Raw genomic sequence first — 14,011 nt, forward strand, 5'->3', positions numbered from 1 at the left:
CCTGGGCTAGCGGCGTCCGGCCAGCCAGTCGTCGCCGACCTGCTGCTGGACGTCGAATCCGGCGGTCAGCGCGGGGACCGCCTTGGACTCCAGGGACCGCCCGACCAGCGGCACCTTGATGGTGAAGTCGCCGGTGAAGTCGACCAGGGTGCCGCGGCCGCCGGGGCGCAGATCGATGCTGAGCTGGGCGCGGGCCGGCATGCCCTTGACGGTCAGCTCGAGCCGGCCCGTGCGGGCGCCGTCGGCACCGGCGGCGTCCCAACGAATGTCCTGGAGCAGGGTGAGCCGGTCGCCGAGCAGGCTGCGTACCGCGGACGGGGACTCCATCGTCCGTTCCACGGCGGCGTGCTCGGGCACCCCGTCGACCCGGTAGTCGAGGTCGCCGGACGCCTCGCAGACCTTGGCGAGGTAGGCCGGGTCGGTGAGCATGGCATGGGTGGTGAGGGTGTCCGCGGCGAAATCGTTGCGGGCCTGAATCTGCATGCGGGTCATTCTGCCGCAGGACGGCGAGCCGGGCGCCCACCGCCGCGCATGGCGATGAGACGGGGCGGCGCAAGGGCACTACAGTGTGGAGCCAGCGCGTTGGTGTCGGTTCGCAAGGAGGCGAAATGGCCACAACAAATCCGTCCAGATCGGACTGGATCCGTAAATTGCTCGGTGAACTGTCCGGGATGCTGAAACATTCGCCGGAGGTCGAGTTGCCGTCCGGGTTCGCCGAGCACTACGTCCGGCACCTCCCGGACGGGGAGCTGATCGACCTCGATCCGGGCCACGTGGCAGACCTGATCATCGAGCACCTGCGCCTCGGCCAGCGCCGCCAACCAGGCGAATCGCGGGTGCGGGTGCGGCTGCCGGAACAACCGGGCGCCTCCACCGTGATCCTGATCGTCACCGACGACCGCCCGTTCCTGGTCGACACGGTCAGCATGGACATCACCCGCGGCGACTGGAGCATCAGGTCACTGTTCCATCCGCAGTACGAGACGCTGCGGGACGCCGACGCGGCCCTGGCCGGGATCGCCGACAAAGACCCGCGGACGATCGCCGAGTCGTGGATCTGCGTCGAGGTCTTCCCACCGCTGGGCCAGGCCGCCGACGAACTGGCCGACGCGCTCACCGCCGCGGTGACGTCCGGCCTGGAATCGGTGCGGGCGGCGGTCGACGACTGGCATGCCATGGAGCATCGGCTCACCGAGACGATCGACCTGCTCAACAACCGTCCCCAGCCGGTCAGCCCGCACGAGGTGCGTGAGGTCACCGACCTGTTGCAGTGGCTGAACCAGGACAATTTCGTGCTGCTCGGCTACCGCGAGTCGCATTACACCAAGGCCGACGGCTACCAGCCGGTGCCGGGCACCGGCCTCGGCATTCTGACCGGCGGTGACGGCCGGGACGAGTTCCAGGCCGATCCGCTGCCCGGCGACCGCCGGCTGCTGGTGCTCACCAAGGACTCCCGGCGCTCCCCGGTGCACCGCCCCGCCTATCTCGACTACGTCGGCGTCCGGCTGTACGACGCCACCGGACGGCTGACCGGGGAACGGCGGTTCCTGGGGCTGCTGGCGGCCACCGCCTACGTGGAGAGCGTGTGGGAGATCCCGATGCTGGCCGGCAAGGCGCAGAAGCTGCTCGACCTGTGCGGCTTCGCCCCGCACAGCCACGGCGGCTCCGCCATTCGCCAGGTGATCGACACCTACCCGCGCGACGAGCTGTTCCAGGCCAGCGCCGAGGAGCTCTTCCCGGTGATCGCGCAGGAGGCCCAGTTCAAGGACCGACGGGTGGTCCGCGTGTTCGTGCGCCCCAGCGCCTACGGCCGGTTCATCTCGGTGCTGGTCTTTCTGCCCCGTGACCGCTACACCACGAAGGTCCGCGAGGCGATCCAGCGGATCCTGGTCGACACCTTGGGCGGGGAGTCGCTCGAGCACGAGGCGCGGGCCTCGGAGTCGGTGCTGGCCAGGCTGTTCTTCGTCGTGAAGCGACCGGACGACGACCGGCTGACCGACGACATCGACGTGGCCGCGCTGCAGCAGCGGATCGAGGACGTCGTCCGCAGCTGGGACGACGACTTCGAGGCCGCCGCGCGCGACCTGGCCAGCGAGTCCCGCGGCGTCGAGTTCAGCGAGGCCTACAAAGAGGAGTACCCGGCCGCCGTCGGCGTCGTCGATCTGCAGCTGGCCAATCGGCTCACCGGCGACGACGACCTCGCCTACGATGTCTACCGGCCGCTGTGGCCCAACGATGCCGCCGACGTCCGGTTCAAGGTGCTCGCCTACCGGCAGATGTCGCTGGCCGACGCGATGCCACACCTCTCCGTGCTCGGCGTCGAGGTGCTGGACGAGCGTCCGTTCGAGTTCGAGCTGCGCGGCCGGACGGTGTACCTGTACGACTTCGGCCTGAAGCTGGCCGGCGCGATGGACGCCTCCGCCTGGACGCCGGAACTGCAGACCCGGTTCATCGACACCTTCGACGCCACCTACCGGGGCCGGGCCGAGTCGGGCAAGTTCAACCGGCTGGTGATGACCGGCGGGCTGACCTGGCAGGAGATCGCCTGGCTGCGGGCCATCTCGCGCTACCTGGTGCAGGCCGGCATTCCCTACAGCCAGCCGTATGTTGCGGCTACGCTCAACGACAATCCGGCGATCGCGGCGGGGCTGGTCGGCGCCTTCCGGACCAAATTCGACCCGGCCGCGGAGTTCGCCGATTTCGACGCCCGCGCCGCCGCGGTGGACGAGGCGTTCGCCGCCATCGAACGGCAGCTGGCCGAGGTGGCCAGCCTGGACGCCGACCGGATTCTGCGGATGTTCCTGTCGGTGCTGCGGGCGATGATCCGCACCAACGCGTTCCAGTCGGACGCCCCGGCGCACGCCTTCAAAGTGCATCCGCGCGAGCTGGCGCTGCTGCCGGAGCCGCGTCCGATGTACGAGATCTTCGTCTACGCCCCGCGGGTTCAGGGCGTCCATCTGCGGTTCGGCAGCGTCGCCCGCGGCGGGCTGCGCTGGTCGGACCGCCGCGAGGACTTCCGCACCGAGGTGTTGGGCCTGGTCAAGGCGCAAATGGTGAAGAACAGCGTGATCGTCCCCTCGGGCGCCAAGGGCGGGTTCGTACCGCAGTCGCTGCCCGACCCGAGCGTCGATCGGGCCGCGTGGATGGCCGAAGGCGTGGCCTGCTACGAGGTCTTCATCGCGTCCCTGCTCACCGTGACCGACAACATCGTGGCCGGCGAGGTGGTGCCGCCGGCCGACATGGTCCGCTGGGACGGCGACGACCCCTACCTGGTGGTGGCCGCCGACAAGGGCACCGCCACCTTCTCGGACAACGCCAATCGGATCTCGCTGGACCGCGGCTTCTGGCTGGGCGACGCGTTCGCGTCCGGCGGCTCGGCCGGCTACGACCACAAGGCGATGGGCATCACCGCCCGCGGCGCCTGGGAGTCGGTGAAGCGGCACTTCGTCGAGATGGGCCGCGACTGCCAGAACGAGGACTTCACCTGCGTCGGCATCGGCGACATGTCCGGGGACGTCTTCGGCAACGGCATGCTGCGCAGCCGGCACACCCGGCTGGTGGCCGCCTTCAACCACCTGCACATCTTCCTCGACCCGACCCCGGACGCCGCCCGCAGCTTCGCCGAACGCGAGCGGCTGGCGGGGCTGCCCCGGTCGTCCTGGGCGGACTACGACCGGACGCTGATCTCGGCCGGCGGCGGGGTGTACGCCCGCACCCTGAAGTCGATCCCGATCACCGCCGAGGTGCGTGGGGCGCTCGGTCTGGACGCCGGCGTCACGGCGCTCACCCCGTCCGACCTGATCAGCGCCATCCTCAAGGCGCCGGTCGACCTGCTCTGGAACGGCGGGGTCGGCACCTACGTGAAGGCGACCGGCGAGACCCATGCCGAGGTCGGTGACAAGGCCAACGACGCGCTGCGGGTGAACGGCACCGACGTCCGCGCGCTCTGCGTCGGCGAGGGCGGCAACCTGGGCTGGACGCAGCTGGCGCGGGTCGAGTATGCGCTGGGCGGGGGCCGGATCAACACCGACGCCATCGACAACTCCGCCGGCGTGGACACCTCCGACCACGAGGTGAACATCAAGATCCTGCTGGCTCCCGAGGTGGCCGCCGGCAGTCTCAGCCTCGATCAGCGCAACGAGCTGCTGGCGTCCATGACCGACGAGGTGGCCGAGCTGGTGCTCAGCCACAACGTGGCCCAGAACCTGGCCCTGGCCAACTCGATGTACCGCGGCGCCGAGCTGACCAGCGCCTACGAGGGCTGGATGCACACCCTGGAGGAGGCCGGCTATCTGGATCGGCAGATCGAGTTCCTGCCGACGGCTCGCCAGCTCGATCAGCGCCGCGAATCCGGACGCGGGCTGACCCGTCCCGAACTGGCCACCCTGCTGGCCTGGACCAAGATCTATCTGGCCGATCAGGTGCTGGCCTCGGATCTGCCCGACGATCCGTATCTGGCCGACCGGCTGATCCAGTACTTCCCGAAGGAGCTGCAGGCCCGCTACGCCGCCGACATGCCCCGGCATCGGCTGGCACGGGAGATCATCACCTCGGTGGCGGTGAACCGGTTCGTCGATTCCCAGGGCATCACCGCCTTCTACCGGCTGCACAACGAGACCAATGCGGCGATCACCGAGGTGATCCGGGCCCAGCTGGCGGCGCGGTCGATCTACCAGGTCGGCAAGTCCGAGGTCGATCTGCGCGGTGCCAGCGACCTGGGCGCCTCGGTGGTCACCGAGCTGCGGGTGTCGTTGCGCCGAATGGTGGAGCGGGCCACCCGCTGGCTGCTGGCCAGCCGCCGGGCGCCGCTCGATATCGTCGCAGCCACCGCGCAGTTCACCGACGGCGTCCGCGAGGTGCGGGCCGGTCTGGGGTCGTTGCTGACGCCGCGACAGGCCACGAACGCGGCCCGGCAGGTGGAGCGGATGACGGCCCAGGGGGTGCCGCAGCGGCTCGCCGAAGAGGTCGCTCAGGACGCCTATTCGCATTTCGCGCTGGCGATCGTCGAGATCGCGCAGGCCAGGCAGGCGCCGGTGATGACGGTCGCCGAGGTCGCCTTCGGTCTCGCCGACCGGCTCGGGCTGGACCAGCTGCACGACACCGTGGTCGCGCTGCCGCAGCACGATCGCTGGGAGACGATGGCGCGGGCCGCGCTGCGCGACGATCTGCTCGGTGTGCACGGGGCGCTCACCTCGGCGGTGCTGGTCGATCCGTCCCGGCCGGCCGCAGAGCAGGTCGACGAGTGGCTGGAGCGGACGCCCGGCGTCCCCGACAAGGTGGCGACCCTGACGACGATCTGCGAAGAGCCGGACATCGCGCGGGTCAGCGTCGGCGTCCGACTGGTGCGGTCGCTGCTGCCCGCCTGAGGTCGCCGGTCGAGGCCTCGGCGGGAGACCTACGGCGCTCCCTGGGTTCGTTGGTCGAGCTTGTCGAGGGGCCCCTTAGCACTCGGTCGGGGTCTCGACGGGCGCACCCGACGGTCTGGGCGCCGGCGGGGCAGCGGCGCCGGGTGCGGCAGGATGGCCGCATGCGGATCGACCTGCACACTCATTCCAGCGTCTCCGACGGCACCGACACGCCCACCCAGCTGGTGCGCAAGGCGGCAGAGGCCGGCCTGGACGTCCTTGGCCTGACCGACCACGACACCTTCGACGGGCTGCGCGAGGCACGGCTGGCCGCCGAGGCGGTCGGCGTCGTGGTGCTGCCGGGGATCGAGATGTCCTGCCAACTCGAGGGTGCCAGCGTCCATCTGCTCGGGTACGGGTGTAATCCGCATTTCGAGGAGCTGCTGGACGAACTGGCCCGGGTCCGGGTCGGACGCTCGGGCCGGCTGCCCGAGATGCTCACGAAGCTCGCCGAGTTGGGCATGCCGCTGACGGAGACCGAGATCGCCGAGCAGGTCGGCGCCAGCCCGTCGCTGGGGCGTCCGCACGTCGCCGACGCCATGGTCGCGAAGGGGTATGTGAAGGACCGGCAGGAGGCCTTCGACCGGTTCCTGTACGAGGGCGGCCCGGCCTACGCCAACCGGTACTCCTGTCAGCTGCGGCGTGGCGTCGAGCTGATCCGGCGTGCCGGCGGCGTCCCGGTGATCGCGCATCCGTGGGGCCGCGGACGCGACAGGGAACTGACCCCGGCGATGCTGTCCGAGCTGGCCATGGAGTACCGCCTGGAGGGCATCGAGGTCGACCATCCCGATCATGACGCGGACACGCGGGTGCGGCTGCGGGCGCTGGCCGAGCGGCTGGGGCTGCTGACCCTCGGCTCGTCCGATCATCATGGCCTGGGCAAGGTGAACAATCCGCTGGCCTGCGAGACCACGGACCCGGCGGTGTACACCGAACTGGTGCGCCGCATCCGAGCCCGCGGCGGCCAGCTGTAAGAGGGTGGCTTGTCGGAGACCTGAGTCGAGGCCAGAGCGACGAAGAGCGCCATTCCGTCGGGGATGACAGCCGGACGTCGGTGATAGGGTCGGCCTTGTGTTCCGAACCGCTGACTGGCGCCGCTCCTGACGGCTGGAACGAACTGACCCTGGGCCGTCACGCTGTGACGGCCTTTTGCATGTCCGGACGACGAACGAACGAGTGATTGACGATGACTGACGCCCTGCTCGACGACGCCGGCGAAGACCTCGCTGCGTCCACCTCCGATGCCTCGCTGCGCCGCACCGAGGCCCGCAGTGCCGCGATCGAACGCGAGATCGCCGCCGACCCGTCCAAGTTCCGGATCATGACCGGCGACCGGCCCACCGGGGCGCTGCACATCGGGCACTACTTCGGTTCGCTGGCCAACCGCGTCCGGCTGCAGGACGCCGGCGTGGAGACCATCGTCCTGATCGCCGACTACCAGGTGATCACCGACCGCGATGGCACCGGCCCGATCCGGGAGCGGGCTCTCGGCATGGTCGCCGACTACCTCGCGATCGGCATCGACCCGACCCGCAGCACCATTTACGCCCATTCGGCGGTGCCGGCGCTGAACCAGCTGATGCTGCCTTTCCTCTCTCTGGTCACGGACGCCGAACTGCGCCGCAACCCGACCGTCAAGGCCGAACTGGAGGCGACCGGGGACCGGCCGATGTCGGGGCTGCTGCTCACCTATCCGGTGCATCAGGCCGCCGACATCCTGTTCTGCAAGGCGAACCTGGTGCCGGTCGGCAAGGACCAGCTGCCTCACCTGGAGCAGACGCGGGTCGTCGCCCGCCGTTTCGACGAACGCTACGGACGGGCCAACCCGGCCGTACCGGTGTTCCCGCAGGCCGAGGCGTTGCTGTCCAAGGCGCCGACCGTGCTGGGTCTGGACGGCACCAAGATGAGCAAGACCAAGGGCAACGTCATCGAGCTCGGCATGGACGCCGACACCACCGCCCGGCTGATCAAGAAGGCGGTCACCGATTCCGACCGGCACATCGCCTACGATCCGGCGAACCGTCCGGAGGTCTCGAACCTGGTGATGCTGGCCGCGCTGTGCACCGGTGGCGACCCGGTCGCGATCGCGGACGAGATCGGCGACGGCGGCGGCGGCGGCCTGAAGCGGGTGGTGACCGAAGCGGTCAACTCCTTCTTCGCCCCGATCCGCGCCCGGCGCGCCGAATTGGTTGCCGATCAGGGCTATCTGCTCGACGTCCTGCGTGAAGGCAACGCCCGCGCGAATGAGATCGCGGACGCCACCCTGGCCGAGGTGCGCCAAGCCATGGGCATGCAGTACTGAGGCTCGATCGCGGCCATCGTGGATCGAGGCTGAGGACGGATTCTCGGCGGATGGGAAGTCGGTTGAACGGCCTCCTATCCGCCGATTCCGTCCGTCCCCCATACCTGACCGTCAGCAAGACCCCGGCGGCCACCGCCACGGTCAAGAAGTAGCGGCCCGCTCTTCTTTTACCGGAGCAAAACCGTCCCGGATCGATGGAGAAGATCTGATCCGTGAGAATCCGCGTGGTCATGCCGCCCACGTCGATCTCCGGCCGATGGATGGCGTGACTGGCACTCGTCGACGTCATGGCGACAGTGACCACACTGCTTGCGAATCGATCGGATTGGATGACGACCGCGAGGCGGGTCGAGGTGCAGATCGGTCCAATGCCCGTCGAAGGTGAGCGGCTCGCCCGCGGTGTCGATGAGCCCGTCCGGTTCGGAACCTGTCGGCGCGTGCAGCCCGCGGGCGTCCAGGAAGCTGCGCAGGCCCTCCCGATCCGCGTCCGCCGCGTCGTCACCGTCCAACGCGAGGAGGATCAGCGAGAAGCCCATGTGCCGTCCCTCACCTGCCGAGTTCCGCCTTTTCGGCACCGATCGTGGTGTCCTCCCCGTGCCCGGTCTTCACCACGGTGTCGTCGGGCAACGCGAACAGCTTCACCCGAATGGACGCCACCAGGGTGTCGCGATCGCTGTAGCTGCGACCGGTGGCGCCGGGGCCGCCGTGGAACAGGGTGTCGCCGGTGAACACCACATCGAGTTCCGGCAGGTAGAGGCAGACCGCACCCGGCGCATGGCCGGGGGTGTGCAACACCTGGATCTCGGTGCCCGCGACGCTCAGCCGCTGGCCGTCGGTCAGGGTGCCGTCGGGAGTCTGAGCGTGGGTGAGGCCCCACAGCACCAGATCGGCGGGATGCAGCAGCACCGGCGCCTGGGTGACCCGTCCCAGCATCGGGGCGTAGCGGACGTGGTCGTCATGGGCGTGGGTGCAGACGATCGCCTTGACCCGGCGTCCGTCGATCAGTTTCACGATCGCCAACGGGTCGTGCGGGGCATCGATCACGATGCACTCCCTGCCATCCCCGACGATCCACACGTTGTTGTCGACGTCGAAGGTCTCGCCGTCCAGCGAGAACGTGCCCGACGTGACGGCGTGATCGATCCGCGCCGACATCAGAACACCACCACCGAACGCAGCACGTTGCCACCATGCATCGTGTCGAACGCCGCGTCGACGCCGTCGATGCCGATCTCTTCGCTGACAAAGGCGTCGAGCGGCAGCCGGCCCTGCAGGTAGAGGTCGATCAGCATCGGGAAGTCGCGGCTGGGCAGGCAATCGCCGTACCAGGACGACTTCAGCGCGCCACCGCGTCCGAACACGTCCAGCAGCGGCAACTCCAGCTGCATCTCGGGGGTGGGGACGCCGACCAGCACCACGGTGCCGGCCAGGTCGCGTCCGTAGAAGGCCTGCTTCCAGGTCTCCGGACGTCCCACTGCGTCGATCACGACATCGGCCCCGAACCCTCCGGTCAACTCCTGAATCGCCGCCACCGCATCGGTGGTGGAGCTGTTCACGGTGTGTGTGGCGCCCAGTTGGATCGCGGTGGCGAGCTTGCGGTCGTCCAGGTCGACCGCGATGATCCGGGCCGCGCCGGCCAGCCGGGCACCGGCGATCGCGGCCGCGCCAACCCCGCCGCAGCCGATCACGGCAACCGAGTCGCCACGGGACACGTTGCCGGTGTTCAGCGCGGCACCCAGGCCGGCCATCACGCCGCAGCCGAGCAGTCCGGCGGCCGCCGGGCGGGCGTCCGGATCGACCTTGGTGCACTGCCCGGCAGCCACCAGGGTCTTGTCGATGAAGGCGCCGATGCCGAGCGCGGGGGACAGCTCGGTGCCGTCCTCCAGGGTCATCTTCTGCGTGGCGTTGTGGGTGGCGAAGCAGTACCAGGGACGCCCGCGCAGGCACGCCCGGCAGGCGCCGCAGACCGCACGCCAGTTCAGGATCACGTAGTCACCCGGGGCCAGATCGTGCACCTCGGGTCCGACGGACTCCACGATGCCGGCGGCCTCGTGGCCCAGCAGGTAGGGGTAGTCGTTGCCGATGCCGCCCTCGCGATAGTGCAGGTCGGTGTGGCAGACGCCGCAGGCCTGGATCGCCACCACCGCCTCGCCCGGTCCGGGGTCGGGCACGTTGACCGTGACCAGTTCCACCGGTGCGCCCTTGCTGCGAGCGATGACGCCCTTCACCTGTTGCATGTCCGCCGTGTCTCCTGTCGTGCGCTTGGGTTACCTCCCGATCCTGTAGGGCCGCGACGAGGTGGTCAACCGGACGCACGGCAGCAGCCGGATACGTCAAAGGCGTACGCAGTTCTTCCACCTTGCCGGTGCCGGCGGTGAAGCGCAGGCTGAACGTGGCAACGGCTCATCCGCCATGGACGCGGCTACGCGGTCGCGCCGCACCGACGATTGGAGGCATCATGCCTAGTCAAGAAGAGTTCGACGAACTCAAGGGCCGACTCGAAAGCCTGGAGAAGCAGGTTGCCGGCGGCGCCGCGCCGCAGTTCACCGAGGAAGAGCTGGCCGCTTTCCGGAAGGTGTCGGCAGCTGCCGCCGACTTCGGCGACTTCTGCGGCATCAACGACTGCTTCCGGCCCCGGCTGTGCAGCAGCTCGGTCTGTGCCGTGACCCGCAGCTGTTGGGTGCCGTGCATCTTCGAATGCACCTGCGGACCGTGCAACCAGGGGCCGATCGCGGGCGGCGGGCTGCAGCGCTTCGGCGGGCTCGGCGGCTGAGCACAGGTGGACACCGACACCCCGACCCGGCGGCTGGCGACCGCCGCCGGGTTGGAGGTCTTCGATCAGGGTGCCGACCTGATCCTGGCCAGCCCGGCCGGGATGCTCCGGCTCGACGGTGGCGTCGCGGTCGCCGTCCGCGATCGACTGCTCCCTGCCCTGGCGCCCCACCCGGACCGCGAGACGCTGCTGACCGCGCTCGGTGACCTGCCGGCGTCCGAGGTGTCCCGGCTGGTCGACCGGCTGATCGAGGCCGGGATGGTGACCGAGAGCAGTCCCGATCCGGAGCCGGCGTGGCTGAGTCTGCTGAGCACGGACGTCGCGACGCGCGCCGCGTTGGCCCGCCGGCTGGCCGGCGTCCGGCTGTTGCTGATCGCCGACGAAGCCGACGGCGCGGGGCTGGCGACGCTCGCGGGCGAGGCCGCGATCGGAACCGTCGAGCGCGTCCTGCCCGAGCAGGTGCGTTCCGACGATCTGGGTGCGTGGGTGGCCGGCCGTGACCTGGTGGTTTGCGCCGTCGACCCGGGCTGGACGGCCGTCCGCGCCTGGGTCAACCGGGCCTGCCTGGACGCCGGCACACCCGCGCTGTTCATCGCACTTGAGGGTTCGTACGGCTCGCTCGGCCCGCTGGTGTTGCCCGGTGAGGGCCCCTGCTATCTGTGCTGGCGGATGCGTGCCCTGGCCTGCTCGGACGACTTCGAGGTCGCCATGGCCCGCGAGGAATCGCTGGACCGCACCCGTGCCACGCTGGGCCGGCCGCTGCTGCCCGGCCTGCGGGACACGGCCTGGGCGATCGCCGTCCGCGAGGCGATCGCGCTGACCACATCGGCGTTGCCCACCGAACTGCCCGGCACCGTCATGGTCGTCGACCAGCTGAAGGGCACCACCACGCGGCATCCGGTGATACCGCGTCCGGACTGCCCGGCCTGCCGAAAAAAAGCCCCGCCGCCGGTGGCGCCGGCGGAACCCGCTGACCCGGTCACCGACTTCGACGAGATCGCGGCCCGCACGGTCAGCGAGCTGTGTGGGCTGATCCGCTACCTGGATGTGGTGCCGAAACCGGTCCAGGAACCCCGGCAGCCGTTCATCGTGCGGGCGCAGCTGGCGAACGTGCTCTACGGACAGGGTGAGGACGCCTTCATCACCTGTTCCGGCAAGGGCATGACCCAGCTCGCGGCCCGCGGCGGGGCTCTCGGCGAGGCGCTGGAACGCTACGCCTCGTTGACCTGGACGCCGGAACGGGCCATCCGCTGCCCCCGTGGCGAGCTGCCCGGCGCGAGTCTCGACCCCCACGACCTGGTCCTCTTCGCCCCCGAGGACGCCGCCCGGCTAGGCCATGCCCGCTACCACGACGAGTTGCCGTTGGACTGGGTGCCGGGGCGGTCGCTGGTCGACGGCGGCGAGGTCTGGGTGCCGTTCCAGGCGGTGACCCTGCACGGCAGCAGGTGGCCTCGGCGCCAGCTGCTGTTCGCACCGACCTCGAACGGATTCGCCGCCGGGCCGACCGTGGAATTCGCGGCCGAACAGGCGCTGCTGGAGGTGATCGAGCGGGACGCCTTCTGCATCGCCTGGGCGCACCGGCTGGCGACCCAGCCCTACGATGCGCGCACCATTCCGGACGCCGACGCGGCGGCGGTGGCCGCCTTGTACCGCAGACGCGGCGTCCGGATCGACCTGCATCTGCTGCCCACCGACGGCACCGCCTTCGTCGCGATGGCGGTCGGCTGGGGCGACGAACCCGCGGCGGTGGTCGGGCTCGGGGCGTCCCAGGACCCGATCCGGGCCGCCCGTTCGGCGGTGCTGGAGGTGGGTCAGGTCCGTCCGGCGCTGCGCGCCCGGCTGCAGGACCCCGACGTCCGACAACATCGTGCCCGGCTGGTCGACGACCCGTCCCTGGTGGTCGAACTGGAAGATCACGATCTGCTCTACTCCGACGCCGTCGCGAGCGGGCGGATGGCGCACCTGCGGACGTCCGATGCCATCGACTGGGTGACGCCGCCCACCTGCGGAAGCACCCTGGACGACCTGGTGGCGTCCCTCGCCGCGGTCGCCGGCGACGTGCTGATCGTGGACGTCACCCCGCCGGACGTCGCCGAGCTCGGCGTCCGGGTGGTGCGCGGCATCGTGCCCGGCTTCCAGCCGATCCATTTCGGCGCCGACCAGGCCCGGCTCGGTCATCCGCGGCTGTTCGCCGCTCCGTACCGGTGGGGGTGGCGCGACCGGCCGGCCGGCCGCGCGGACCTCAACCCCGACCCTCATCCGCTGGCCTGAGATGCGTGACTTCGCCTTCGCCGACGACACCCCGGCAGCCTGGACATATCACCGGGCCACCGCGCGCTGGCTGTTCAACGCCTCGTCAGGCGGCGAATCGCCGCCGGTCGTCCCCGGACGCGAGGACGGCGGCCTGCCCTGGACGCCGCTGCCGGCCCCGATGGGGCTCGACATCGGACTGGCGGACGCGATGCGGGCGCGGGTGTCCTGTCGGAGATTCCGTGTCGACGCGGTGCCGTTGGGGACGTTGTCGACGTTGCTGGCCGCCGGCTACGGCATCGAGAACCGGAGCGGACCGATCATGCTCGACCGTCCGGTGCCGTCCGGCGGCGGACTGTATCCGCTGGAGATCACCCTGCTGGTGCGCGCCGTCGACGGGATCGCCGCCGGGGTGCACCACTACGTCCCGGCCAGTCACGGGCTCGAGCTGGTCCGTGCCGTCGAGCTGCCGCCGGCCTTCCTCACCTACCTGTTCATGGGCCAGCCGTGGGTGGCCGAGGCGGCGCTGATCTGCGTGCTCAGCTTCGCCGGCGGCCGGAGCCTCAGCAAGTACGGCGACCGCGGCTATCGCTACGGGTTGTTCGAGGCTGGCCACCTGATGCAGAACCTGAACCTGGCCGCCGCCGGGCTCGGACTGGGAGCCGTGAACCTGGGCGGCTTCTACGACGACGAACTGGCGACGCTGGCCGGAGTCGACATCGAGCGCGAGATTCCGCTGTACTGCAGTGCCATTGGCCTGCCGGACGCCACGGCGTCCGATCGGATGGGAATGCGAGCACTCGAACGCGGCACCTCGCCGGGAACCGGAACCGCGTAGAGAGGTTTGTCGAACCCTTGTCAATGGGGTTGTTTGGGGCAGTCGTGGTCCTGAGAGCGGGTTGTTCAGCGGTGTGAGGGTGCGCTCCGCCGCAGGCGGACCCGGGCGATGAGGCGCCAACCGAGCATGGTGACAACGAGGAAGATGCCAGCGACGATCGCGAAGCTGGGCTGGACGCCGGCACCCGAGCCGGCGCGGATCCACATGCCGAAGACCAGGGTGCCGAGCCAGACGATCACCCCGTTGAGGAGTTGCTCGGTGGGCCGCTTCATTCCGAGCAAGGCGACGGTCGTGCCCACCAGACCGACCACGAACGGCCAGGCCGTGAGAGCGATGGCTACGGCGTCCGCGCCCTCGGCGTGCGACAGGCGTCCGACGGCCGCGAAGACCACCACCACGAGCAGATCGAGGGCCAACGCCGTCCATGACTTCACGACCCAACC

10 protein-coding genes and 1 pseudogene are annotated in these 14,011 nt (G+C 70.0%); 6 read left to right on the forward strand and 5 right to left on the reverse strand.

Translation table 11 applies throughout. The annotated features are described in order from the left end of the window. Positions 1 to 6: 6 nt before the first annotated feature. Positions 7 to 483 (reverse strand): DUF2505 domain-containing protein, encoded by a 477-nt coding sequence (locus QM619_RS09645; protein ID WP_415107424.1) that lies wholly within the window; start codon positions 481 to 483, stop codon positions 7 to 9. 188 nt (positions 484 to 671) lie between these two features. Between QM619_RS09645 and QM619_RS09650 the strand changes: the two genes are divergently transcribed. From QM619_RS09650 to trpS, 3 genes are all read left to right on the forward strand, one after another. After that, the gene (locus QM619_RS09650; protein ID WP_415107427.1) at positions 672 to 5,366 is read left to right on the forward strand and encodes an NAD-glutamate dehydrogenase; all 4,695 of its coding nucleotides are present in this window, start codon (positions 672 to 674) and stop codon (positions 5,364 to 5,366) included. Positions 5,367 to 5,527: 161 nt separating this feature from the next. Further along, positions 5,528 to 6,379, forward strand: a complete 852-nt coding sequence (locus tag QM619_RS09655) for a PHP domain-containing protein (RefSeq protein ID WP_415107430.1) — start codon at positions 5,528 to 5,530, stop codon at positions 6,377 to 6,379. A 212-nt stretch (positions 6,380 to 6,591) separates the two neighbouring features. Continuing rightward, positions 6,592 to 7,707, forward strand: a complete 1,116-nt coding sequence (gene trpS / locus QM619_RS09660) for a tryptophan--tRNA ligase (RefSeq protein WP_415107433.1) — start codon at positions 6,592 to 6,594, stop codon at positions 7,705 to 7,707. A 175-nt stretch (positions 7,708 to 7,882) separates the two neighbouring features. Here the strand turns inward: trpS and QM619_RS09665 are convergent. The 3 genes and pseudogenes from QM619_RS09665 to QM619_RS09675 all read right to left on the reverse strand — a co-directional run. Continuing rightward, positions 7,883 to 8,209 (reverse strand): annotated as a pseudogene (locus QM619_RS09665) (type II toxin-antitoxin system PemK/MazF family toxin); the annotation flags it as partial. Positions 8,210 to 8,253: 44 nt separating this feature from the next. Further along, the gene (locus tag QM619_RS09670; RefSeq protein WP_415107436.1) at positions 8,254 to 8,862 is read right to left on the reverse strand and encodes an MBL fold metallo-hydrolase; all 609 of its coding nucleotides are present in this window, start codon (positions 8,860 to 8,862) and stop codon (positions 8,254 to 8,256) included. After that, positions 8,862 to 9,944: an S-(hydroxymethyl)mycothiol dehydrogenase gene (locus QM619_RS09675; protein ID WP_415107439.1), complete on the reverse strand. Its 1,083-nt coding sequence runs from the start codon at positions 9,942 to 9,944 to the stop codon at positions 8,862 to 8,864. The genes QM619_RS09670 and QM619_RS09675 overlap by 1 nt, the downstream gene beginning before the upstream one ends. A 221-nt stretch (positions 9,945 to 10,165) precedes the next feature. On the opposite strand from QM619_RS09675, the gene QM619_RS09680 reads away from it, so the two are divergent. From QM619_RS09680 to QM619_RS09690, 3 genes are read left to right on the forward strand one after another with little or no spacing between them, the layout of a single operon-like run. Further along, complete coding sequence (locus QM619_RS09680; protein ID WP_415107442.1) at positions 10,166 to 10,480, forward strand: hypothetical protein; 315 nt, start codon at positions 10,166 to 10,168, stop codon at positions 10,478 to 10,480. 6 nt (positions 10,481 to 10,486) lie between these two features. Further along, on the forward strand, positions 10,487 to 12,751 hold the full coding sequence (locus tag QM619_RS09685) for a TOMM precursor leader peptide-binding protein (RefSeq protein WP_415107445.1): 2,265 nt from the start codon (positions 10,487 to 10,489) through the stop codon (positions 12,749 to 12,751). Position 12,752: 1 nt separating this feature from the next. Beyond that, positions 12,753 to 13,568, forward strand: coding sequence for a SagB/ThcOx family dehydrogenase (locus tag QM619_RS09690; protein WP_415107448.1), 816 nt, complete (start codon positions 12,753 to 12,755; stop codon positions 13,566 to 13,568). Between the two features lie 65 nt (positions 13,569 to 13,633). On the opposite strand, the gene QM619_RS09695 is transcribed toward QM619_RS09690, so the two are convergent. Then, positions 13,634 to 14,002 carry a DUF3054 domain-containing protein gene (locus QM619_RS09695; RefSeq protein ID WP_415107451.1) on the reverse strand — a complete coding sequence of 123 codons (369 nt, stop codon included), beginning with the start codon at positions 14,000 to 14,002 and terminating at the stop codon, positions 13,634 to 13,636. Between the last annotated feature and the right edge of the window lie 9 nt (positions 14,003 to 14,011).

Origin of the sequence: Micropruina sp. (genome assembly GCF_047606665.1) — a bacterium.
Taxonomy (GTDB): Bacteria; Actinomycetota; Actinomycetes; order Propionibacteriales; family Propionibacteriaceae; genus Micropruina.

Excerpts from the sequence above, each read along its gene's own strand:
- QM619_RS09645 (WP_415107424.1), bottom strand. The coding sequence starts at position 483 with ATGCAGATTCAGGCCCGCAACGATTTCGCCGCGGACACCCTCACCACC.
- QM619_RS09650 (WP_415107427.1), top strand. The coding sequence starts at position 672 with ATGCTGAAACATTCGCCGGAGGTCGAGTTGCCGTCCGGGTTCGCCGAG.
- QM619_RS09655 (WP_415107430.1), top strand. The coding sequence starts at position 5,528 with ATGCGGATCGACCTGCACACTCATTCCAGCGTCTCCGACGGCACCGAC.
- trpS (WP_415107433.1), top strand. The coding sequence starts at position 6,592 with ATGACTGACGCCCTGCTCGACGACGCCGGCGAAGACCTCGCTGCGTCC.
- QM619_RS09670 (WP_415107436.1), bottom strand. The coding sequence starts at position 8,862 with ATGTCGGCGCGGATCGATCACGCCGTCACGTCGGGCACGTTCTCGCTG.
- QM619_RS09675 (WP_415107439.1), bottom strand. The coding sequence starts at position 9,944 with ATGCAACAGGTGAAGGGCGTCATCGCTCGCAGCAAGGGCGCACCGGTG.
- QM619_RS09680 (WP_415107442.1), top strand. The coding sequence starts at position 10,166 with ATGCCTAGTCAAGAAGAGTTCGACGAACTCAAGGGCCGACTCGAAAGC.
- QM619_RS09690 (WP_415107448.1), top strand. The coding sequence starts at position 12,753 with ATGCGTGACTTCGCCTTCGCCGACGACACCCCGGCAGCCTGGACATAT.